Here is a 21,475-nt window from a genome sequence, read left to right as displayed (position 1 = left end):
GTTCTTGGAATCAGGCCGCCCGCGCGAAAGGCTCGGACGGACCAAAGAGGGAGGGTTAAAAAATGAAGAACAAGGCAACCTACACCTTGGAATTCAACTTCGGCGTCGGCTGCTGTTACGGCTCGTTCGCCATCCTGAAGGATAGGGTCGAGCTCGCGGCTGTTCCTTTCATGTGGCCGACCAGGAGATCCTGCCTTGCGGCCCTAAAGTTCGTGGCTTACCTGGAGCAAATCCCAGAGCCCGAATGCGCCAAGCTCAAGGACCAACTGAACGCGGCTTTCGATGAGTACGAGAGAGCTACGCGACCGATGGTCGCTGTCGGACGCGACTTCTTCACGGAAAAGATCATCAACGACATCCTGCGCACCGAGGCCGCGCAGCAGTTGAACTAGCAACTACTCGCGAAAAGGAAGGAGGAAAGATGGGTGCTTTCAAACTCATGGTGCACAGCCTGGTCATCACTTTCACAAAAGACGGCCAGAGCTGCTTCTTTTCCATCGCGAAGGGCGACATCATGATGGGCACGACAGACCTGCTGCCGGCAGACAGGGAGATCTGCCTTGGCGCTTTGGCCAGTCTGGCCGCGGTGATGCAAGTCTCCGCGGACGAACAGATCGGCCTCAAGGCTCATCTCGAGACGGCTCTCCAGAGCCATGCCGAGAAGAGGCAGCGAAGCATCATCGCGGCCGGGCCGTTCGCCACGAAGCTCTTCGGCACGCCGCTTGGCGCCTGCCAGCCGGAAGAGACAAACTAATCCCGACAACCGAGCGTGAAACCGCTCCAGAGGGATCGCCCCGCGCGTCCCTCTTTTTTTATTTATTTAAATTTTAGATCCGTCCTTGGCAAAAAAAATTATCTACAAAACTAAATTAGTTGCAAAATTGGGGCTGGAGTTTATCTAAATAATAAAGCGCGGGGTTGGGGCCCCGCGCCTATATTTTTCTTTTTTAATTTTTAATTCTGAACCTTCTCTGGCGGCAAGGGCTCCTGAGTAGGAGTTAAAATCTGAGATGAAGATGACCCCATGTCTTTTCTATATTCTAAAATTGCTGGTGGCGTAATGGTGTTTTCTCTTTCCGCGCTATCCAAAATTTCCCGAACGAGCGGAACTACCACCACTTTTTTTGTAAAATATTCGTCAGCCTGGCTCTTGTCAATTACCGGGAAAACCAAAGCCGGAAGAAAAAGTTCGCTGCTTTGATTTCCTTCATATTTCCAATATCTCATATATTGCACGCTCGGCGTGCCAAGTTTTATTTCCACTTCTTTCACTTTAAAATTTTCTTCCGGATATGTTGGCTGCGGCCAAAGATCTCCCTGCAGCGCGAATTTTAAGAGACGATTTTTATCAGTTTCCGCGGCGTAATTTGAACTTTGATAATTTTGTGTTGTAAGTCCGTAAAGACCCGTGACTTTCATTGTTCTGATATTTACGTTAACGGAAAATCCGGCTCGGTCGTAACCGCCCTGCTCCCAAGCTTCCTTCCCGCCCAAGAGCAACGGATATTGCACGGTCATCGTGTCAGGAATCCAAATATCTTCGTCCCGGACATTGGCATAACCCAATTTCCAGCTTTGGCCGACAATTGGCGTGCCATAATTTCCGCGGTCAATTCCAAAGCGCGACAAAAAATCATTGGCTGTCTCAATTAATTTTTCGTCTGTCGGAACATCAGACTCTCGAAGTCGCGGCTGGGTTTCATAATTAACCGGCATTATTTTTTGCCAATTTTCGTAAAAAGAAATCGTGCCCTCATAAGGATTAAAATCTACCACGTATCCCCCGTCGCGATCCTCGGCAATAGACATTGATTGAACTTTAACATTTCTTAATTTGCTCGCGTCAAAAAGTCCAAAGCTTAAATTGTTTAAAACCGAACTGAGATTTTCACTGCCATAACTTTTAAGACGTTTTAAGACGGCCACACTCTCTTCCGTGAAAGAAAAATCTTCGCCAATGTAAACATAATTATATTTTGTCGCGTACTCGGGTGGCAACATTTTTACGTCCGGCGCGGCGGCGTTCGTTCCGCTACCTCCACCAAGCCCCGAAACTTCACGCGCGAGAATTTCTTCGCGCGAAGTTGAAGACTGTGTTTTCGGCGCGGCGGCGGGCGTGGGCGCGCTATAATAAGCGTCTGATGAATCTCCTAATTCTAAATTAGTTAAAGCCTGGCTGGAAGAAGCAAGATCGCCAAAAGCTCGCTCACCCGCCTCTTCAATATTCATTGTCCCGGAAATTAAAGACAGCGGACTGCCGCTTTTAAAATTAAATAAACTAAACTGACCGTTTTGAATCGCGGGTATTACGACAATTAAGGCAAGCGCTGCCACGACCGCGGCCAAAGAAAAACCCCGCCAAAATTTTAAACTTCGCCAAAATGAAAATTTTACTTTTTCTCCTTTTTCCAATTCTTCAGCCCGCGCGAGCAATTTCATTTTCAATTCCTGCCGAAAATTTTCATCAAACCTATCATCGGGTTTGTTGGCTATCATTTTAGCCGTAGCCGCCTCCAATTCTTTTTGATATTTTTTCAAACTCGGGTCAATGGCAAATAACTCGTCCATTATTTCTTTGATTAAGTTTTCCATATATTTTTTAAGATTAAATATTTAAAAACATAAAAAGTAAAAACGCGACTATTCCCATTTCCTCCCGAAGCTTTGCCATCTCGCGAGAAAAAATCATTTTGCAATTTGCCTCGGAGAATCCGATAATTTCTGAAATCTCCCGATAAGACAATCCCTGCCAAAGACGCATCATTATAATTTCGCGGTGCGTTGGCTTGAATTTTGCCAAATATTTTTTTACTTCATTGAGTTTTTCCCGTGCGTCAAGATCTATTTCTAAATTTTGCTCATCAGCCAAATCCCAAACGTCTTCAATGTTAACGCTCGGGCGGACAGCACGAAAATGATCAACCACGGCGTGGCGAGCGATGCCGTAAAGCCAGGCGGAAAAACTCCCGCGGCCGGGTTTATAGGAGCCGATATTTTCCAGAGCTTTCATAAAAACTATCGAGACAATATCTTCGGCCGTTTCTTTATGATATGTTTTGTAAAAAACAAAGCTGTATATTTTTTTAACGTACACTTCGTAGAGCTCACCAAAACCCTCAAAATTTCCGGCTTGGCAGGCTTTAATGATTTGTTTTTCTTGGTTTGGATCCATATTAATTCCGGAATTAAAGAAGCTTCTATTCTTATCTACGTTTTAAAATTTAAAAGGTAACAACGTTTTTATTATATCACGAAATAGCGCGCCGGACGCGATCCCTTGACATTTTAAAAAATTTGAACTTAAATATATTGATCAAGGGCCTTTTGGTAAAGGAGGAACCAATGACACTCGGAGAACTGATTGACCGAAGTGGCCTTTGCGGCCGGGTGATGATAACCTGTCAGACTGACGGATTCACTTTCCGGGGAACCATCACGCAGGTTTTTCCGGAAGGCATTCTCGTCCACTTCACGCTCGCGAATTTCGCCCGCCAATTCGCGGCCGAACGCGGACCCTGGAAAAATCTTCCCAACTCAAACTTCACTCTGGGAAAAAACCTGCTAATCAAAAAAACGGACGACGGAACAGTCTCTTTCGTCCTGCCGAACGGCAACCGGGGCTACATTTACCCCAAGGGCAAGAGATAGAAAAAGGAGGGAAAATGATGGTCGAAACGAAACCAAAGTGTCCGAAGTGCCATAAAGACTGCAAGTGTCTTTACGTCGGCGACGTGAATTCCGAGCGCCATTTCGCCAACTATCAATGTATCGTCGACGAATACTGTCTCGTCTGTCCGCATTGCGGCTACGAAGAGAGCAAGCGGGAAGACGGCGGCCAGTCTGGCTACCTGGAAAACGTCACTCATTGCCCCTTTTGCGGGAAGGACAACCTGCGCCATCCAAAATAAGAGGATTTCTCAAGAAGAAATCCTAGAAACCACTTGAGTCAGGGCAAACCCGCTTGAGAGATAAAACGGGGATTAAGGAGAGTCCGCCGCGAGACACCTGTCTTGCGGTTTTTTTATAAATTAAAAATAAAAAAACGCCCTGATGCAAGCACCAGAGCGCGACACGACAATTTTTGTCTGTTTCCCTTCGGACTTTTCGATTTCCTCCAAACGACTTTAAGCGCTGCGCTTACCGCGATCGCGGCATCAAGCGCTGATTAGCGACGAGCCACCCTCCTCCCGAACGGTGGCTTCTTCGGCCGCCGGGCGAGGACCACTCTGGCAAGAGGCTCCTCTCGTGGAGGATCGAACTCATCCATGGAAATGGTGGTTGGAGGAACGAAGTAGCGGAGTCCGCCGCACTCCCCGCAAACTCCGCCTCCTTGAACACAGACGTCACAACCGCACGTTCCGCGAGTGCGGCAATGGCCGCAAGGATGCCCCAACGGCTTGGCCTCAGCGAGAATCGTTCTTGTCGTCATTCTTTCTTCCCTCTCCTTCCCTCGGCTTGAGCTTTCCCCCACTTTACGCCATAAACACAATATCAATAAATTATCATTGAAAAAAATTCTTGTCAAGATAAAATTTTAGAAAACTAAAAACGACTTTCGTCGCTTAAAATAAATCAAAAAAATCCCTTTTTGATACAAACTATCAATTAAAATGCCAAGAGGAAAATGTTATTGGCCGAGCTCTTTTGCGAGCAGATCTTTACCCTTCTTTGCCCACTCTTCTTCACCATAATTTTCCATTTCCAAAATATAATCGGCTAAAATACTTTCGCGCTCTGATTTTTCGGAAAGGGACGGCAAATACAATCCAAGAAGGTCATATTGCGTTGCTAATCTTTTTTCTTTATCCTCTATCTGAAGCCAAAGATTATTTTCAAAAGACCAAGAAACAAACTCTGGGTCATTTTTCTTTTCATCAATTATTTCCAGAAGTTTTGTTTGCACTTCCTCTTCGGTCAGTCCGGAATAATCGCCCCCCGGAAGAAGATCTTTAATCGGCTTAACCATTTTATCAATATATTCGCCAATGTATTCCTCCGCGTAAGGAATATCCTGCACAACATACGCCGGCTTCATCAGGAGGCTTACGCGTTCCGTATTCTTTTCCAAATCCATGGAGGAAAGTGTGTCAACTAATGCCTGCGTCTCGGCAAAAGTTAAATCAGTCCTTACTATCTTATACATAATATATTCTAACGCCGTGTTCATGGTTGAATTTCTCTTGGGGATAAACCGGATCATCATCTGTTTTATAAACGTGGAATGGTTGTGCGCCCGCTGCGGCTCGCCGATAGCATAACCCTGGCGCTGCCGAAGCCATTGGAGCGTCTCCGTGGTCGGAAGACCGAGATTTCTAAAAATGCCGAGCGCTTCAGAAAATCCAACGACGACAAGATAGTCAGCTTTTGTCCCGAGAATTTTTTGTATTTGCGCGAGACCATACTCAAGGCCGCCCACCTCGCATGCCTTTGACACATAATAATCCGTCGGCAAATGTTTCTCGCCCGGCGGCAATGGCGAATAAGTTCCGCGCGGCACGGCAGTAATAGAAACTTTCTGATTTTTTTTATCAATTGTAATAAGCTGGATCGCGTCGCAGTGACCTTTATCATCCCCCGTTCTCCGGTCAAGCCCGATCAAAAGAACGCGCGCCACACCATCTTCGCCAAACGGATCGGCCGGTTCGCTTTTTTCTGTTCCATCACGGCGTGAATCAAGAAGCTGCTCAATTTCTTTATTTAAAAATTCTGTTTTTTCCCGTTCCGCCGATTGTGCCCGATACGAAGACAGCCCATACACCGCAAACCAAGTGCCAAGACTAAGAACCAATATTGCTAAAATAATTAAAATTATTCTTTTCATGTTATTTCATTTTACCTCGCCGCGCGAAAAAAAACTATACAAGGTCAAGGGATAACAAAAACCGCCTCCTCGGCAGGTGATTTTTTTGGGCTTATTGTTTTCTTAAATCCTATTTCTTTCTCATTTTCTGAACCATATCAATTACGGCGAGCAGCACACCAATTCCCATTAAACCATAACCAACTAATCTGCTTTCCCCAAAAACAATTCCTGCGAGAACAAATGCAAACGCTAAAGCAGCAAACGGAGATAGTTTATATTGATGATTTCCCTTTTTAACAAAAAACATCAAACCCGCGATAATGGCTAAGGCTACGATGGCCATCGCGATATAGATTTGTTGTGCGTTCATAATTTTATTTTAAGATTAAACTCACAATGGACCGTGGGAGAATCGAACTCCCGTCCTCCGGATGCAAACCGGAAGCTCTACCACTAAGCTAACGGCCCAAGTTATAAATTATGGTATAATAATTTAATGCTTATGTCAATAAAACTTACCGTTTTAGGCAGTGGTCCATCGGAAACAATCCCGCGAAAAAAATGCCGTTGTTCTACTTGCCTTGACTCGCGTAAACCAAAAAGCAAAAGCCGGCGAACAAGAAGTTCAATTGTTTTGGCGTGGCATAAAAAAAATATTTTAATCGATTGTGGTCCTGATTTTCTAGAACAAATAAAACGAGAAAAAATCGTCACGGCGGACGCGGTGCTTCTGACCCACGGACACGCGGATGCAACGGGCGGTTTAAAAAAATTGACTGCCGCGGACTACGCTCTAAAAATTTTCTCCGAAAAACAAACTTTAAAATATCTTAAACGAGTTTATGGCAAACTTTTGCCGAACCGAATTATAAAACCGAACCGTTCCCTAAAAATTTTTGGCTTAAAAATTGTTCCCTTTCGCGTAAAGCACGCCCTCCGAGAAAAAACTTTTCTAACCCTGGGATTTAAAATTGGCCCGCTGGTTTACGCCTCGGACGTTAGTTCTATTCCCAAATCTTCGGAAAAATATTTTAAAAATGCCAAAGTATTATTTTTAGATAGCGCCATGTGGCTTGGCACAAAAATGGCTTGGCATTTATCAGTTGAACGGGCAATTGCTTTAGCCAAAAAATTCCACGCTAAAAAATTATATTTAACCCAAATCGGCCACAATTATCCGCCGCATAAAATTGCCCAAAAAGAAATCAACTCTTATTGTCGGAAAAACAAAATAAAATTTTCTGTAATTTTAGCTTACGACGGCTTAAAGATTAAAATTTAAAGAGGTCCCGCGTTGCCATAAACTCCTTGCTAAATCGGGAGTTTTTTGTTATGATATACATAAATCTTAATCTAATTTTAATTTTGAAAATACCGTAAAATCATATATGGCAAACATCAATTTTCCCCAGATGGAAGAAGAGATTCTAAAATTTTGGAAAGACAAAAAAATTTTTGAAAAAACTTTAGCAAAAAAAAGTTCTAAAGGTAACTTTATTTTTTTTGAGGGGCCGCCGACCGCTAATGGAAAACCTGGTCTGCACCATGTCGAAGCCCGCGCTTTCAAAGATATTGTTTGTCGTTATAAAACAATGCAAGGATTTTTTGTCGGTCGCAAAGCGGGCTGGGACACTCACGGTCTGCCGGTTGAACTCCAAATTGAAAAAGAATTAAAATTTTCAGGCAAACCCGACATTGAAAAGTACGGCATTGAGGCCTTCAATAAAAAGTGTAAAGAAAGCGTTTGGTATTATAAAGAAGAATGGGAAAAGATGACCGAGCGCATCGCTTTTTGGCTTGACCTCGAACATCCATATATTACTTATGAAAATTATTATATTGAATCTCTTTGGTGGATTTTAAAACAGATCTGGGATAAGGATCTACTTTACGAAGGAAATAAAATTGTCCCGCAATGTCCGCGCTGCGGGACTGCCCTTTCTTCACATGAAGTCGCCCAGGGCTATAAAAATATTCTGGAAACTTCGGTCTACATAAAATTTTTAGTTAGGGATCAAAAACTCGGCTTAAAAGAAAAATTACCACTCTACATCTTGTCTTGGACAACTACACCATGGACTCTTCCCGGCAATGTGGCCCTAGCGGTTGGCGAAAAAATCGATTATCTTATCATAAAACAAAACGAGGAATATTTAATTGTTGCCAAAGATCTGGCTGAGAAGACGCTCGAAGGGCAGCCGTACGAAATTGAAAAAGAACTAAGGGGTAAGGACTTAATCAATTTGGAATATGAACCGCTTTTCCCGGACTATCTCGATCCCGGCGAAAAACGCGCCTGGTATGTTACCTCGGCTGATTTTGTTTCGACTGAAGACGGCACCGGCGTCGTACACACTGCGGTCATGTATGGCGAAGATGACTTCAATTTGGGTAAAAAAATTGGCCTCCCTGAAGTCCACACGGTTGATGAAAATGGATTATTTCTTCCGAGTGTCAAAAAGTGGGCCGGAAAATTTGTTAAAAATGTTGAGCCGGAAATTATTGAAGATCTTAAATCTCGTAACCTGCTTTATCGGACTCTTGCCTACACTCATGATTATCCTTTCTGCTGGCGCTGCGGCACGCCGCTCCTCTACTACGCGAAACGTTCTTGGTTTATCAAAATGTCTGATCCGACAGTCAAAAAAAATTTATTAAAAAATAATCAAACAATTAATTGGGTTCCTGACTATATCAAAGACGGCCGGTTCGGCGAATGGCTCAGGGAAGTTAAGGATTGGGCTCTGACTCGTGAACGGTATTGGGGTACGCCACTGCCTGTTTGGAAATGCGCTTGCGGAGAAAAACATTTTGTGGGTTCAGTCGAGGAACTTGAAAAATTAAGCGGAAAAAATCTGAAAACTTTAGATCTCCACCGACCGTTTATCGACGCTGTCATTTTCCCCTGTCCAAAATGTGGCAGCGAAATGAGACGAACTCCGGAAGTGCTGGACTGCTGGTTTGATTCCGGATCCATGCCTTTTGCCCAGTGGCATTATCCGTTTGAAAATAAAGAAAAAATTGATAAAGGTGAACAATTCCCGGCCGAATTTATTTCGGAAGCAATTGATCAAACCCGCGGGTGGTTTTATACCCTGCTCGCCGTTTCAACTCTCCTGGGCCACGGCGCTCCTTACAAAAACGTCATCTGTCTCGGCCACCTGCGCGACGCCAAGGGTGAGAAGATGAGTAAATCAAAAGGCAACATTGTTGACCCATGGGATATTATCAATAAATATGGTTCGGACGCAGCCCGCTGGTTTTTTTACACGATAAACCAACCTGGCGATCCGAAAAATTTTAGCGTGGTTGAAGTTGATGGGGTCATCAAAAAATTCTTTTTAATTCTCTTTAATATCATCAGTTTTTATAAATTATACGCCGACAAAAAACCAGAAGGAAAAATAAAACCGTCCCATATTTTGGACAAATGGATCCTCGCGAAACTAAATCTCCTGACAAAAAATACTACCAAAAAGTTGGATGAATATGACGTAGTTGGTGCCGCTCGCGGTCTGCAGGATTTCAGCAATGAATTATCAACCTGGTATCTGCGACGCTCGCGGGATAGATTCAAGAGCGAAGGTGAAGAAAAAAACGAAGCGCTCGCAACTTTGCACCTTGTCCTTGCTACTCTTGGGAGGATACTCGCTCCGTTTACTCCTTTTGTTTCAGAAAAGATTTACCAGGAACTCGCGGAAAAAAATCTTTCCGTTCATCTTGAAACTTGGCCAAAATTTGAAAAAAAATTAGTTAACCAAAAAATATTAGATCAGATGGACTTGGCTAAAAAAATCGTGGAAACCGGACTTGCGGCGCGCGCCTCGGTCGGAATAAAAATCAGACAGCCGCTCGCCTCTTATTCTACTATACTCACAAAAGAGCTGTCGACGGAATATATTGAAATAATTAAAGACGAACTCAATATTTTGGAATTAAAATTCGGTGAAGATAAGTTAGATACGGAATTGACCGAGGAATTGAAAGCCCAAGGTCTGGTTCGTGAAATTGTCCGGACGGTTAATTCTCTCCGAAAAGAAGCTGGCCTTTCAATTGCTGACCGGGTTAACATTTATTATGATGGCAGCGAATCCGCGGAAAAGGCAATAGAAGAATTTGGCGAAAAAATTAAAAAAGAAACACTAAGCAATAACTTAGAAAAAGGCCGACCCGAAGTTTTAGGACAAAAAGAAATTGCGGGTGTCTGGCTTGGCATTAAAAAAATCTAATATGAACCTAAAACAAATTTTCGATTTAAGCATACAGATGGGCATTAATTCCGACTTACGCGGAAAAACGGCGGTTTTGAAAATGTTAAAACGGAAAAAAGAACAGTACGAAAAATTAAATAAAGAACAAAAAGAAGAGTTTGATCTTGAAGCGCTGACTAATCCATATTTGGATAGCCGAATCCATTTTGACTCGGGAAAAACTCCAATTAAAAAAATCCTCGCCGGCATTGATATGGAAGGTGACGAAATTTTCTTAGCTGACCGGCTTGGCGCTGATTTAATTTTAGCCCATCACCCGCGAGGCAAAGCCCTTACGGACTTGGCGGACGTAATGCATTTGCAGGCGGATGTTTATGCCCAATATGGTGTGCCAATAAACGTCGCCGAGGCTGTACAAAAATCGCGAATTGAGGAAGTGGCTCGCGGCGTAAATCCTGTTAATCACTATCGTCCGATTGATATTGCCCGCCTTTTAAAAATCAGCTATATAAATGTCCATACACCTTGCGATAATTTGGTAGCCAATTTTCTAAAGAAAAAAATCACCGCGGCCAAACCGGAATATGTCGGCGACATTTTAAAATTATTAAAAGAAATTCCTGAATATAAAGAAGCAATAAAACTCGGCGCCGGACCGCGGCTCTTCGCCGGCCATCCGGAAAATCATTGTGGCAAAGTGGCGGTCACGGAAATCACTGGCGGAACTGAACCCTCAGCAAAAATTTATGAAAAGCTTGCTCAAGCCGGGGTTGGCACAATTATCGGCATGCACCAATCCGAAGAACATAAAAAGGAAGCCGAGGCGGCGCACATCAACGTTATCATCGCCGGACACATGTCATCCGATTCACTCGGTATGAATTTATTTTTAGATGAACTGGAAAAACGAGGAATTCAAATTATTCCATGCTCCGGATTAATTCGCATCAAAAGATTTAAAAAGAAAAAATAATTTTATGATTTCCTATCTCAAAGGAAAAATCATTTATAAAGGTGGCCATTTCGCTATTGTGGAGACAGGCGGCGTCGGTTATCAAGTTTTTCTCCCGGAATCGCATCTTTTAAAATATAAATCCGGGGAAATTATTGAGGTCTTCACCCATGAATACGCACGCGAAGACAGCCGGGAACTTTACGGCTTTGGCACGGCCGAAGAATTAAGATTTTTCTGGCAATTAATTGGCATCTCTGGCGTTGGCCCAAAGCTGGCCCACAAACTTATCTCTGCTTATAAACTGGAAAAATTAGAAAAGGCTGTTTCCGAAGGCGATCTGGGTATTCTCGGAACTATTCCCGGCGTGGGCAAAAAAACCGCCCAAAAAATAATCCTGGAATTAAAAGGCAGGCTCGTAACCGGAAAAACCGTTTCGGGCGATAATGAAATTGTGGATGCCCTTGTCCGCCTTGGATATTCCAAAAATGAAGCACAGGAAGCGGTCGGAAAAATAGGTGAAGAAGTGGAAGGCGCGGAAAACAAAATTAAAGCGGCCCTAAAAAATCTGGGCAAATAAAATGTTAGAAGTTAAACAAATCGACGATAAAATTAAATGGAATGATTTTTTATTAAACCAGCCGACTCAGACTGGGATTTTTTTACAGAGCGCCGAGTGGCTGGATTTTCAGGAGATAAATGGCCATAAAATTTACCGGCTCGGTTTAGTTGATGAAAAAAATAATCTTAAGGCGATCTGTGGCGTGCTTGTAAAATTACTGCCGTTCAGGAAAGGATATTTTTATGCTCCTCGAGGCCCGGTCGGCGAACCAGAAGAGCTAATCGACAAAATTAAAAAAACCACTCAAAAAGATGGAGCTATATTTTTAAAAATAGAACCGCTGACAGAAATCTTGCTACCACCACTACTGCGCGTCGCGTCCGTTCAACCAAAACAAACGCTCGTTTTAAATCTCCTAAAAACCAACGAAGAATTGCTTTCTCTAATGCACGAAAAAACTCGCTATAACATTCGTCTGGCAGAGAAAAAAAATCTGGTTTTAAAAACCGGGGCTCTGGAAGATTTTTGGAAATTGATGGAAGAAACTACTGCCCGTGATAAATTTCATGCACACCCCAAAAAATATTATGAATCCATGCTAAAAAATATAAACGGCGATGGGAAAACAGAAATGCGCGCGGAACTTATGGTCGCTTATTTTGAAAACATGCCACTCGCCGCCGCCATCGTCGGATATTTTGGCGACACGGCCACTTATCTTCACGGCGCCTCCTCACATGAGTATCGAAGTTTAATGGCCCCATATTTTCTGCACTGGGAAATTATTAAGGAAGCAAAAAATCTTGGTTATAAATTTTACGATTTTTGGGGAATTGATGAAAAAAAATGGCCGGGAGTCACTCGTTTTAAAAAAGGCTTTGGTGGTTTTGAAATTTCTTATCCCGGAACTTTTGATTTGCCAATTAATAATTTGTGGTATAAAATTTACAATCTTGCTAAAAAAATTTTAAAGCCCTCGTAGTTGAATGGATACAACGCCTCCCTCCGGAGGAGGTGGTGCAGGTTCGATTCCTGCCGAGGGCATTAATAAATAATATGGAAGGTGAGAGAAAAATACATGAACAAAAAGATAATATGGCTAATGCAAGACGCGGTGTCGAATTAACTAAAGAAATTGCCATTCGGCATGAACAAGAGTTAAAAAAATAATCAAAGAACGCGGCGGCAATGTCTTAGAAGCAATAACTGAAGGAGAAGTTACTACTCTGCAATTAATAAACGAATTCGAAGATCTAGCCAAAGAACGCGGCGTGGATTTAGACGATTTTTATAAAATGGCCGGCCGCTTATCATTTTTTGGCCATGGATTTGAGCAAACGGCTTTTATACAGATAATGATTCATGGCAGAAAAATAGAATAAATCTTTGTTACAATAAAAAAAGAGTGAACCCTTGGTCCACTCGCCCCCCCTCTCTCACGTCAGTGATGGCATCTCGGATCCGGCAGAAACGGCTCGCCCCGCTGGCGAACACTCTCAACATCAAGTGTCACGCCACGCTTCGCGTTCCGCTCGTCCAGCCAGTATGAAAACGTCTGCCAGACGAAATTGACTATCGCGCCTGGAGTACGTACTGGTACGAGAAGAGTCCGCCCGATTGGCGAATTACGAACCTTCTCGATCCATTGGCCGATGTTCATGTCCGTCCCCTATTTTTTGTCCTTCGATCCGCCGTATCGCCGAACAATGAGCTCTGCGTCGCGCATCGAAAGTTCCCTCCGATTGAACCTCAAATTGGCATAGGCCCTCGGACCGAGCATCCTCCGCAGATATTCGTTGGCCTCCTGCCAATTCGGCGCATCCGGCCTCTCCGTCATGGAAGAATCTCCGCCTCCGATCGGCGCTCCGCCTTCCTGTCCGAATCGACACATTGCTGATCCTCCTTCTATCATAAACTTAGTTTAAAATCTTAAAACCGTCAACTCAAAACCCGCCTTATTGTGGCGGGTTTAAATTTTAATTTCTTTATCACTTATCGCACAATCCCCTTGCCCTCTGCTCCCGGATCGCCGTCAAGATTGGAAGTTAACGCCTCTCCGGTTTTCGTAATTATTGCCCCGGTTGATTTATCAGTCGCTGTTAAATTCGTTCCCAAAAGCAAAGTTAAAAGTTTACCTTTTTCTGCCGCGGTAGGCGTAACTAAAATTTCAAAATTAACACCAAGGGCATTAACATCAAGCGGCATCCTATTTAGTGTCCAAGAAACTTCACGCGTCGCCTCGTTGAATTTCAGTTCGCCGGCGGTAATTTCATGTTTATTAGACCAACGAATGTTCTCTGGCAAGATAGTGCTTATTTTCAAATCTGTAATTTCGTGCAAAGAGTTTGTTATGTTCCAAAAAATTCTGTAGGCCGTGGCTTCTCCAACTCTGGGAGGAAGAGGGCCGCTGCCAACGGCGATATTATCATCGTTAAAGTAACGCGCCGCTGTTTGCAAAACCATGTCGCTGTTTATTTTAAAATTAATTTTATTGCTTTGAATTGTTTCCTCTGCCCCGTCCGCCCCATTTTTCCCGACATTAACTTCCACCCAGCTTTTAACTTCAAAATCTTTAGTGCCCCAATTTTGAAATTCGGAAAAAGGTTTTATCCTCATCTGGAGATTAATTGTTTCTTCCACGCCGGGCGCTAGTTTGGAGAGATTGGTAACCTGCCGTTTCGTCCAAGTAATTGTTCCCTGACGAATTTCCGGAGAAAGCTGGGTGCCGAGCACTGTTCCATTATAATCATCTTTGAAGGTGGCCCAATCTAAAATCATTTTGTTGTTGCGCGAAGTTGATTCAAATACCATTTTTATTTCAACGTCAGACAAATCTGTTTTATCTTTATTTTGATAAACAATGGCGTAATTCAACGTATCCCCAAAATTTAACGCGCGATCTTTGGAATCGCCGTTTAAAATAAGTGTCGGGAGGATTGCCCCGGCTAAAACATTTGTCTTGAAATAATTTTCTTTCTGCAGATAAAATTTTTCTCCTTTCATAAATCCTATCTGCACCTTGAATTCCTTTTCTCCTTCAGCGGCCGAACCAAACGACCCCAAAAAATTAATCTCCTTTTCTTCATTCGGCACTGCCTCAAGAATTTCCCAACTTGATATTTCCTTTTCTCCCTGTTTTTCTTTAAAAGAAAAATCTGCGGGGGCGATTACAGAAATTTTTATACCCTGAAGTGTTGCCTCTCCTGTATTTTCATATTTTATTTTAAAAGACGTCTCCTTATTAGTTAAAATTCTTTCTGGGCCGGAAAGAGACACGTCTAAAAGGGAACTTTGTATTTTTGTTACAGCCGTAGCCACTTTTTGAAATTCAGAATTAAAATCTGCCGGCTTATAAGTTAAAACTGCCTGAAGTGTCTCTAGGGATTCCTCCGCGCCGAAAAGTGATCCTATGATTTTTATCTCCCCTCCCTTGCCCGCGGCGATGCTTCCGATTCTCCAAATATTTTCTCCGTCCGAGGAAGCGGGTTCCGCTCCGCTTTGTGCGAAATCATCCGGCAATCTTACTCTTATTTCCGCCTGGCCGAGAGGGACTGTCTCGTTATTTTTATATTTTATTATAAATTCCACGTTTTCTCCGCCCGCGATAGTATCTGGCGAAATTATTTCCAGATTTACATTTTCACCAGTAAAAGCCCTGCCCCGCCCAAAAAAGAAAAATCCTGCCCAGGAAAGCGCCGCGGCACAGACAAAAAATATCAGCGCCCCCAACATAAATCTCTTCACCCTGCTCTTTTTCTTATGATAAATTTTTGACATATCCGAAATTTCACCGTCTTGGTCTTCGTAAATTTCTCTTAGTTCTTTTTCAAGCTCTTTTTTACTTAAATGTTTTTCTTTTCCCTTGGGAAGTGCGGGCCGACGAACAGTCTCTAACATTTTTTCTTCTTTTATGGGAGGCAATTCCACCATTTCTTCTGCTGCCTCAATCATTTTTACCTCTTTTCCTTTGCGGCTTGCCATTTTTTTAATCGGCCGGACTTTAACCACTTTTTTCTTTTTTTCTTTTGTCTCTGCCATATTTTAAATTTAATTATTTTAAAAATTATCTAATCTGCTAAAGTAAAACCGAATAAATAAAATCTATCCGAATCCAATTGGCTCTGAGATTCTATTGACACCGCACCAACTTTCACGCCGTTTCCCGATTGCCAGGCCAACTGCCACTCGCAAGGAAAACTTAAGCTACTCGTGAAATTTGATAATACTCCCGATTGTTTTTGAACTAACAGTTGATAAACTTCGCTCGAATCCTTTTTTTGTCCAAATTTCTCTTCAAAATTATCCCACCAACTTTTCTCCAAAACCGACAAAGAAAGTCTAAAAGGTAAAATATATTCTAGGGTAACCGTAGCCGTCTCACCCGGATCAACTTGAACCCAATTTCCAAAAACTGTTTTGCCGGACTCGCTGGAAATTGATGTTCCACTCGGCGCGTCGACCGAAGATCTTTCGCTATTTTTTAAATCAATATCAATTTTATAATCACCCTCCGGTTTTTCAAACAGGCTTGCCGGCGGAGCTTCAAATCCTGTAGCTGAAATTAAGGAACTGCCAAGAGGAACATAAACTCTTAGGTAATCGACATTCCTAACGCCGGTAAACAATTCTCTTTTAATTCCTTTATGCGCTCTCGTAATAGTTAACTTATTTTTAATATAGCCGCCTTCAACGATATTCGTTTCAAGATTTACTGCCTGTTCTATCACCCGATCGGTTTTTTGCCCGCCTATGTTAGTATTAACCACAGCCAGATAATCCACCTTTTCCGGAACGGATTTTACTTCTCCGCCCCAATCAAAATTTTTAATTTCGTGTTCTATTTCCGGAAAAGTAGAATAAAGCAAAATATTTTTTTCCTTCTGCGCGCGAAGAAGTGTTGATAAAATTTCACCAAACTGTTTCGGTCCGGCGGAAATTAATTTGGCTATCAATTTCGGGGCCATATCACCAATGATTTTCTTCGGCTTATTCTCCGCCTTGTCGTATTCTATTTCCACGGCTTTTTGAATTTCTTCAATGAAATTTTCTTTACTTAGAGTTTTACCGTATTCTGGCATTTCAATCGGACCGACAACGGCTAAAAGATCTGCGATTAAATCTGCGTTCACGGCAATAACTCCGTCAATAGTGGGTCCACCGCTTTTTTCATAAAACCATTTTATTTTTTGCGCAGATGTCGGAAAATCAAAAAACCAGTTCGCGTCCTGAAGCTGCCACCTGGCCGCGATAAGTTGCAATGGTTCAGGCGAGGCAATTCTCTCTTTTAGCGATCCTTGAAAATCGTAAGACCCTCCGCCCGGCACTTCCATATTTTTTATTTCTCCTCGATCAAAATCAACCAGAGCTAAACTTCCAATAAAACCGCCTGTCGGCCGTATTTCTCCGGGATTTTGGAAAATCACTAAGTATCTTTTGTCCATTTCGTCGCCCAAAAATTTTATCAGTAAATCGGAAACCGAAATTAAATTTTTCATACTGGAAACGAGCTGCGGTAATTTTCCTTGTAAGATTTGAAAAACCTCCCGCTTGTCCTCGGGCACGGCCTGAATTTTTATGGCATAAACCTTATCCGATGCTGCAGCCACGTCGGGCAGGACCATTGACAAATGATCTCTTAAAATTTTTAACTTTTCTGTTAATTTTTTATCGCTCGCCGCCGCGGGAAAATTAGCTAAACTTCTAAGAATATTCTCCCCGGCCAAGGTTAATTTTTCTCCAGCAAAAAGGAGCGCTTCGCCCGCTTCCAATTTTTCTCCCTCGCCTGGCATAGCTCGGAGAAGATTTAAAACAATGGAATTAACTTGTCCAATTTCTTCGCCCGAACGGGAAAAAGCGCGCGCGGCCTGGCTGAAATTATCCGCCGCGCCGGAAAAATCAGCACTCATAATTTCCACGCCGCCAGCCGATAAATTTGCGTAAGCCTCTTCGGCCGTCTGAAGAGTTGCTTTTTCGGTCTCTCGGAGCGACTCGTAATAAGAAAATGTTTGGAGCGGCAGGATAAAAAGAAAAGCTAACGCTCCAAAACTTAATAATTTTTTACAATCAGCGAAGGCAAAACTTAAAAATTTAAAAAATCTGGGAACAGCAAGAATCCCCAACCCTAAATTTTTAAATAATCTCTGCGGACCGCGGAGGAAAAAAGAGATAAAATTTCTAACATTTCTCGTAAGGGCAATTCTTGCGCGGACAAAAGTCAACCTGTTTATTCTCTCGCGTTTGACTGGAGCCTTAAAGCCCGCTGTCCTTACCGACTCTTCCGGAAGTTTTACTGCCTCACTTTTTTTCGCCACTACTTTTTTCAAATCTAAAACATGCGGCGACGGGTGTTCTCCCATGTTCGGGGCTATTTTCATCTCCAATTTTTTTTTAATTCTTGCCGGCATTTTGGTAAATTTGTAAAGTTTTTTCGGCTAAATTTTTCCAACTATATTTTTTAACCTGTTCCAGGCCCAATTTTATAAGGTTTTTCCGCGTCGGCTCGTCTGTCCAAACAAATTTTATTTTTTCTATCATGTCTTGCTCGTCTTTTGGATTAAAATAAATCGCGGCATCACCATAAATTTCCGGAAGGCAGGAGGAATTTGAAGCCGCAAGCGGCAAACCATAGCTCATAGCTTCAAGGCCAGGTAGACCAAATCCTTCCACAAATGACGGAAAAACATAAACTCGCGCGTTGCGGTAGAGATCGGCTAGAACCGCCTCTGAAACAAAATCTGTAAAAATAATATTTTTTTCAATCGGCGTTCCTTTAATTTCCCCTTTCATCCTTTTATAAAAATAATCCTCACGGCCGACAAGCACTAACTGGCAATTCAAATTTAATTTAGGAAAAATTTTTATCAGTCCTTCTAAATTTTTATGCGGATAAGCGTTGCCGACGTAAAGCAAATACGGTTTTGTAATTCCAAATTTCACTAGGTGTTTTCTCTCCGGCATCTTTAACTGGCCATACTCCACGCCGTCGCAAGCTTCGTAGGTGACGGCGATTTTTCCCGGATTGATTTTAAAAAATTTTACCAATTCTTTTTTTGTGCAATCGGAAACGGTAATGACTTTTTTTGCCCGCCGAAGGCCAAGACCGATCACGAGCCGATAACCAAAATATTTTATTTTATAAAGTAACGGACCGAGAGTTGTCGCCCGCGGAGTTGGAAATTGAAGCAAAATCAAATCATGAATTGTCGCGACAAATTTTGTCGAACAAAAAATAGGAATGTTAAAGTGCGGAAAATGGACAAGGTCTAGTTTTTCCCGCCGGATCGCGAGTGGCATCATTATCTGTTCTTTTAAACTGTACCATGGATAGTCGGCCAAAACTTTTTTGAAATTGGAAAATTTGGGAGCGTAATAATCCCAATTTTCTTTTCGCAAAAAAATTATGTATTCATTTTGGGGACCCGCCCCGTACGAAGTAGAGGTTTTGTCAGTGTGTCCACCATTCGATTTCTCTTCTGACTGTTGCCCAGCCGAGTTCATCGGTTTACTGAAACTTCGTATGGGGTCAAGTTTTTCCAGATTTTCTACCAATCGCTCCACATATCTTCCCAAACCCTTACCCACCGGCCCAAAAAAACGAGCATCAATACCTATTTTCATAGATTAATTATAGCAAAAAATCGTACACAAGTAAAAAGAGGGCCTCTTTGGCCCTTTGCATCTTTCTTTTATTTAACAATTACTGATTAATTAGCGACAAAAATTCCCTCGCGGCATTTGTCCAGCTAAATTTTTCCGCTTGCGCTTTGCCTTTTTCAATCAAGGTAGCGCGTAGATTTTCATCGGTCAAACATTCAGCCATTACTTTTGCCAGCTCGGCCGGATTATTTGGATCAACCATCAAAGCCGCTTCGCCGATAACCTCGGGCAAAGATGAAACTGAACTTACAATTGCCGGCGTTCCGGCTCGGGTCGCTTCTAATGGAGGAAATCCAAATCCCTCATAGAAAGACGGGTAGACAAAAAGTTTGGCCAATTTATAAAAAGAAAATTTTTCTTCGGGAGAAATATAATTTATAAATTTGATATCATCGCGCGCCGGACTTTTTTCCGCGCGGGCCAATATTTTTTTATAAAGCCACCCCCGCGGACCGACAATTACCAGCTGATAAGCAGATAAGCCAATAGGCTGATAAGATTTTAAAATTTCAAACGCGCGGACCAGACCATCAATATTTTTTCTTGGTTCAAGCGTCCCCAAAAATAAAATAAAATTATCTGGCAAATTATATTTTTTATTAACTTCGTCAATATCTAAAACATTTTCACGGCAGGCGACGCCGGAATAGATTATTTTTATTTTTTCCGCGGGAATTTTATAAAAATTAATCAAATCTCTTTTTGTATTTTCCGAAACGGCGATAATTTTATCTGCGCCGCTGATTAATTTGCGCGGATTTATAAACCAATGCCATAATTGCCGCTTCCAAGAAAAAAATTTCGGAAAAAATTCAAAAGATAAATCGTGAACCGTGATTATTTTTCGGAGGCCAGACGATAGAGCAATAAAATTTAGATTTGGAATAAAAAATAAATCAATTTTACCTTTTGGCAATATTGTCTTATCAACCCTGGGCCGCTTCAAAAATTTAAAACAAAAATTCAATAATTTGTTCGGCCAACCAAATCCACAAAAATGAACATTCTGATGTTTTTTCCACTCTGCCAAAAAATTATCTCCAACTTTTTTAAAGGAATTATAAAAAAGATAATATTGATTTTCTTTATCAATATTAAAAATGGCGTTCAAGAGTTCATACGTATACTCCCCAACGCCACTCCGCTCTTTTTCAAGTAATGATCTTACGTCAATGCCGACATTCATATTATTTACTCTGAAATTCTTGCCAACTATTTTCTATGTAGCTTTTTATTTTATCCTTAAAGGTTGTTGTATCAAATTGCGCCGCGTGCCCCCGAATTTCCTCCGGTCTATATTCTTCTGGATTAAATCTAATAATCGTATGCGCGAGCGATTCCCAGCTTTGATCCGGGAAAAAAGTTCCCGTTTTCCCCGCGGCCACCGTTTCCGTCGCTCCGCCTTTAGGATAGGCAATAACCGGCCGACCAGAAGCCATAGCTTCAATTACCATTAAACCAAAATCTTCTTCCTGCGGATGAATAAAGGCGATGCATTTTCCATACAACTCTTTTTTCTCTTCATCAGTTACCTTTCCTAAAAATTCAATATTAGCCTTGGCCATTTCTTTTAATTTTTGCAATTCCGGACCTTCGCCAAAAATTTTTAAAGGAATGCCGAGTTTGTTAAAAGCCTGCACAACCAAATCGAATCTTTTATATGGCACCAATCTCCCGCCGGCTAAATAATATCTTTTTTGCGCCTCAGAAATTTTAAATTCTGAAACATCAACCGGCGGATAAATTACCTCGCTTTCCCGGCCGTAATATTTGGAAATTCTTTTCTGGACGGTTTTGGAATTGGCGACAAATTTATCAACTCTCTCGGCCGCCATCCGATCCCACATTCTAAGTTTCGGAAGCATTAACGACACGGCCTTTTTCACGAGCGATCCATGTGACAATTCTTTGATATAAAGATGCGTATCGGTCCAAAGATATCTTGTCGGCGTATGGCAATAACAAATGTGCAGGGCATCCGGGCGCGTAATCACGCCCTTTGAAAGCGCGCTGGAATTTGAAAGAACCACATCGTAGCTGTCCAATTCGTGTTTTTCCGTAGCCAGTGGCATCAGGGGCAAAAACCATTTAAATTTTTTTACTCCCCCGGGAATTTTTTGAATAAAAGATGTTCTGATATTTTTTCCGTCAAACTCCGCTCCCATTTTTTTCTTATCATAAACCAGGGTATAAACCGGAGCTTCTGGAAAAATTTCCCGAAAAACCCTAAGCACCCTTTCCGCCCCTCCATCTTGCGTCAGATGATCATGAATCAAAGCGACTTTCATAAA

The 21,475-nt window shown here is 42.3% G+C and carries 20 protein-coding genes and 2 tRNA genes; 9 read left to right on the top strand and 13 right to left on the bottom strand.

Annotated elements, in window-relative coordinates; genetic code table 11:
- The first annotated feature begins 62 nt into the window (after window positions 1-62).
- A complete protein-coding gene (locus tag WC445_04120; GenBank protein ID MFA5129113.1) occupies window positions 63-392 on the top strand; it encodes a hypothetical protein in 330 nt (109 codons plus the stop codon).
- 29 nt (window positions 393-421) lie between these two features.
- Complete coding sequence (locus WC445_04115; protein MFA5129112.1) at window positions 422-754, top strand: hypothetical protein; 333 nt, start codon at window positions 422-424, stop codon at window positions 752-754.
- A 200-nt stretch (window positions 755-954) separates the two neighbouring features.
- On the opposite strand, the gene WC445_04110 is transcribed toward WC445_04115, so the two are convergent.
- Window positions 955-2,592: a hypothetical protein gene (locus tag WC445_04110; GenBank protein MFA5129111.1), complete on the bottom strand. Its 1,638-nt coding sequence runs from the start codon at window positions 2,590-2,592 to the stop codon at window positions 955-957.
- Between the two features lie 13 nt (window positions 2,593-2,605).
- On the bottom strand, window positions 2,606-3,172 hold the full coding sequence (locus WC445_04105; GenBank protein MFA5129110.1) for a sigma-70 family RNA polymerase sigma factor: 567 nt from the start codon (window positions 3,170-3,172) through the stop codon (window positions 2,606-2,608).
- Between the two features lie 170 nt (window positions 3,173-3,342).
- Here WC445_04105 and WC445_04100 point away from each other — a divergent pair, with 170 nt between their 5' ends.
- On the top strand, window positions 3,343-3,648 hold the full coding sequence (locus WC445_04100; protein MFA5129109.1) for a hypothetical protein: 306 nt from the start codon (window positions 3,343-3,345) through the stop codon (window positions 3,646-3,648).
- Here WC445_04100 and WC445_04095 read toward each other — a convergent pair.
- The 5 genes from WC445_04095 to WC445_04075 form a co-directional block, all read right to left on the bottom strand.
- Window positions 3,627-3,866: a hypothetical protein gene (locus WC445_04095; GenBank protein MFA5129108.1), complete on the bottom strand. Its 240-nt coding sequence runs from the start codon at window positions 3,864-3,866 to the stop codon at window positions 3,627-3,629. The two genes, WC445_04100 and WC445_04095, sit on opposite strands and share 22 nt — an antisense overlap.
- 299 nt (window positions 3,867-4,165) lie before the next feature.
- Window positions 4,166-4,429: a hypothetical protein gene (locus WC445_04090; GenBank protein MFA5129107.1), complete on the bottom strand. Its 264-nt coding sequence runs from the start codon at window positions 4,427-4,429 to the stop codon at window positions 4,166-4,168.
- A gap of 198 nt (window positions 4,430-4,627) precedes the next feature.
- Complete coding sequence (locus tag WC445_04085) at window positions 4,628-5,821, bottom strand: hypothetical protein (protein MFA5129106.1); 1,194 nt, start codon at window positions 5,819-5,821, stop codon at window positions 4,628-4,630.
- A 109-nt stretch (window positions 5,822-5,930) separates the two neighbouring features.
- Window positions 5,931-6,173: a hypothetical protein gene (locus WC445_04080; protein MFA5129105.1), complete on the bottom strand. Its 243-nt coding sequence runs from the start codon at window positions 6,171-6,173 to the stop codon at window positions 5,931-5,933.
- A gap of 27 nt (window positions 6,174-6,200) precedes the next feature.
- A tRNA-Ala gene (locus WC445_04075) sits at window positions 6,201-6,271 on the bottom strand.
- 34 nt (window positions 6,272-6,305) lie between these two features.
- On the opposite strand from WC445_04075, the gene WC445_04070 reads away from it, so the two are divergent.
- The 6 genes from WC445_04070 to WC445_04045 all read left to right on the top strand — a co-directional run bounded on the left by WC445_04070 (window position 6,306) and on the right by WC445_04045 (window position 12,572).
- Entirely contained in the window at window positions 6,306-7,085 is a 780-nt protein-coding gene (locus WC445_04070) for an MBL fold metallo-hydrolase (GenBank protein ID MFA5129104.1), read from the top strand.
- A gap of 106 nt (window positions 7,086-7,191) precedes the next feature.
- Window positions 7,192-10,032 carry an isoleucine--tRNA ligase gene (gene ileS, locus WC445_04065; protein MFA5129103.1) on the top strand — a complete coding sequence of 947 codons (2,841 nt, stop codon included), beginning with the start codon at window positions 7,192-7,194 and terminating at the stop codon, window positions 10,030-10,032.
- A 1-nt stretch (window position 10,033) separates the two neighbouring features.
- Window positions 10,034-10,987, top strand: a complete 954-nt coding sequence (locus WC445_04060) for an NGG1p interacting factor NIF3 (GenBank protein ID MFA5129102.1) — start codon at window positions 10,034-10,036, stop codon at window positions 10,985-10,987.
- 4 nt (window positions 10,988-10,991) lie between these two features.
- Window positions 10,992-11,546, top strand: coding sequence for a Holliday junction branch migration protein RuvA (gene ruvA, locus WC445_04055; GenBank protein MFA5129101.1), 555 nt, complete (start codon window positions 10,992-10,994; stop codon window positions 11,544-11,546).
- Between the two features lies 1 nt (window position 11,547).
- Window positions 11,548-12,510: a peptidoglycan bridge formation glycyltransferase FemA/FemB family protein gene (locus WC445_04050; GenBank protein MFA5129100.1), complete on the top strand. Its 963-nt coding sequence runs from the start codon at window positions 11,548-11,550 to the stop codon at window positions 12,508-12,510.
- Window positions 12,501-12,572 (top strand) — tRNA-Arg (locus WC445_04045). The genes WC445_04050 and WC445_04045 overlap by 10 nt, the downstream gene beginning before the upstream one ends.
- 625 nt (window positions 12,573-13,197) lie before the next feature.
- Here WC445_04045 and WC445_04040 read toward each other — a convergent pair.
- The 6 genes from WC445_04040 to WC445_04015 all read right to left on the bottom strand — a co-directional run bounded on the left by WC445_04040 (window position 13,198) and on the right by WC445_04015 (window position 21,472).
- Window positions 13,198-13,440: a hypothetical protein gene (locus tag WC445_04040; protein MFA5129099.1), complete on the bottom strand. Its 243-nt coding sequence runs from the start codon at window positions 13,438-13,440 to the stop codon at window positions 13,198-13,200.
- 80 nt (window positions 13,441-13,520) lie between these two features.
- Window positions 13,521-15,566, bottom strand: a complete 2,046-nt coding sequence (locus WC445_04035) for a hypothetical protein (protein ID MFA5129098.1) — start codon at window positions 15,564-15,566, stop codon at window positions 13,521-13,523.
- Between the two features lie 29 nt (window positions 15,567-15,595).
- Complete coding sequence (locus WC445_04030; GenBank protein MFA5129097.1) at window positions 15,596-17,902, bottom strand: DUF4012 domain-containing protein; 2,307 nt, start codon at window positions 17,900-17,902, stop codon at window positions 15,596-15,598.
- Window positions 17,903-17,915: 13 nt separating this feature from the next.
- Window positions 17,916-19,145, bottom strand: a complete 1,230-nt coding sequence (locus WC445_04025) for a glycosyltransferase family 1 protein (protein MFA5129096.1) — start codon at window positions 19,143-19,145, stop codon at window positions 17,916-17,918.
- 79 nt (window positions 19,146-19,224) lie between these two features.
- Window positions 19,225-20,370, bottom strand: coding sequence for a glycosyltransferase family 1 protein (locus WC445_04020; GenBank protein ID MFA5129095.1), 1,146 nt, complete (start codon window positions 20,368-20,370; stop codon window positions 19,225-19,227).
- 1 nt (window position 20,371) lies between these two features.
- The gene (locus WC445_04015; protein MFA5129094.1) at window positions 20,372-21,472 is read right to left on the bottom strand and encodes a glycosyltransferase; all 1,101 of its coding nucleotides are present in this window, start codon (window positions 21,470-21,472) and stop codon (window positions 20,372-20,374) included.
- Between the last annotated feature and the right edge of the window lie 3 nt (window positions 21,473-21,475).

This window comes from Patescibacteria group bacterium (assembly GCA_041650995.1).
Taxonomy (GTDB): Bacteria; Patescibacteriota; Patescibacteriia; order XYB2-FULL-38-15; family XYB2-FULL-38-15; genus JAHIRI01.
Note: the sequence above shows the minus strand (reverse complement) of the source record. Positions and strands in the feature narration are given on the sequence as shown.

What these genes read in the sequence shown, in the direction of transcription:
- WC445_04085 (MFA5129106.1), bottom strand. Translation starts at nt 5,821, where the DNA reads ATGAAAAGAATAATTTTAATTATTTTAGCAATATTGGTTCTTAGTCTT.
- WC445_04080 (MFA5129105.1), bottom strand. Translation starts at nt 6,173, where the DNA reads ATGAACGCACAACAAATCTATATCGCGATGGCCATCGTAGCCTTAGCC.
- WC445_04020 (MFA5129095.1), bottom strand. Translation starts at nt 20,370, where the DNA reads ATGAATGTCGGCATTGACGTAAGATCATTACTTGAAAAAGAGCGGAGT.
- WC445_04030 (MFA5129097.1), bottom strand. Translation starts at nt 17,902, where the DNA reads ATGAAAATAGCCCCGAACATGGGAGAACACCCGTCGCCGCATGTTTTA.
- WC445_04095 (MFA5129108.1), bottom strand. Translation starts at nt 3,866, where the DNA reads ATGAGTGACGTTTTCCAGGTAGCCAGACTGGCCGCCGTCTTCCCGCTT.
- WC445_04120 (MFA5129113.1), top strand. Translation starts at nt 63, where the DNA reads ATGAAGAACAAGGCAACCTACACCTTGGAATTCAACTTCGGCGTCGGC.
- WC445_04015 (MFA5129094.1), bottom strand. Translation starts at nt 21,472, where the DNA reads ATGAAAGTCGCTTTGATTCATGATCATCTGACGCAAGATGGAGGGGCG.
- WC445_04100 (MFA5129109.1), top strand. Translation starts at nt 3,343, where the DNA reads ATGACACTCGGAGAACTGATTGACCGAAGTGGCCTTTGCGGCCGGGTG.
- WC445_04060 (MFA5129102.1), top strand. Translation starts at nt 10,034, where the DNA reads ATGAACCTAAAACAAATTTTCGATTTAAGCATACAGATGGGCATTAAT.
- WC445_04035 (MFA5129098.1), bottom strand. Translation starts at nt 15,566, where the DNA reads ATGGCAGAGACAAAAGAAAAAAAGAAAAAAGTGGTTAAAGTCCGGCCG.
- WC445_04110 (MFA5129111.1), bottom strand. Translation starts at nt 2,592, where the DNA reads ATGGAAAACTTAATCAAAGAAATAATGGACGAGTTATTTGCCATTGAC.
- ileS (MFA5129103.1), top strand. Translation starts at nt 7,192, where the DNA reads ATGGCAAACATCAATTTTCCCCAGATGGAAGAAGAGATTCTAAAATTT.
- WC445_04070 (MFA5129104.1), top strand. Translation starts at nt 6,306, where the DNA reads ATGTCAATAAAACTTACCGTTTTAGGCAGTGGTCCATCGGAAACAATC.
- WC445_04105 (MFA5129110.1), bottom strand. Translation starts at nt 3,172, where the DNA reads ATGGATCCAAACCAAGAAAAACAAATCATTAAAGCCTGCCAAGCCGGA.
- WC445_04090 (MFA5129107.1), bottom strand. Translation starts at nt 4,429, where the DNA reads ATGACGACAAGAACGATTCTCGCTGAGGCCAAGCCGTTGGGGCATCCT.
- ruvA (MFA5129101.1), top strand. Translation starts at nt 10,992, where the DNA reads ATGATTTCCTATCTCAAAGGAAAAATCATTTATAAAGGTGGCCATTTC.
- WC445_04025 (MFA5129096.1), bottom strand. Translation starts at nt 19,145, where the DNA reads ATGAAAATAGGTATTGATGCTCGTTTTTTTGGGCCGGTGGGTAAGGGT.
- WC445_04115 (MFA5129112.1), top strand. Translation starts at nt 422, where the DNA reads ATGGGTGCTTTCAAACTCATGGTGCACAGCCTGGTCATCACTTTCACA.
- WC445_04050 (MFA5129100.1), top strand. Translation starts at nt 11,548, where the DNA reads ATGTTAGAAGTTAAACAAATCGACGATAAAATTAAATGGAATGATTTT.
- WC445_04040 (MFA5129099.1), bottom strand. Translation starts at nt 13,440, where the DNA reads ATGATAGAAGGAGGATCAGCAATGTGTCGATTCGGACAGGAAGGCGGA.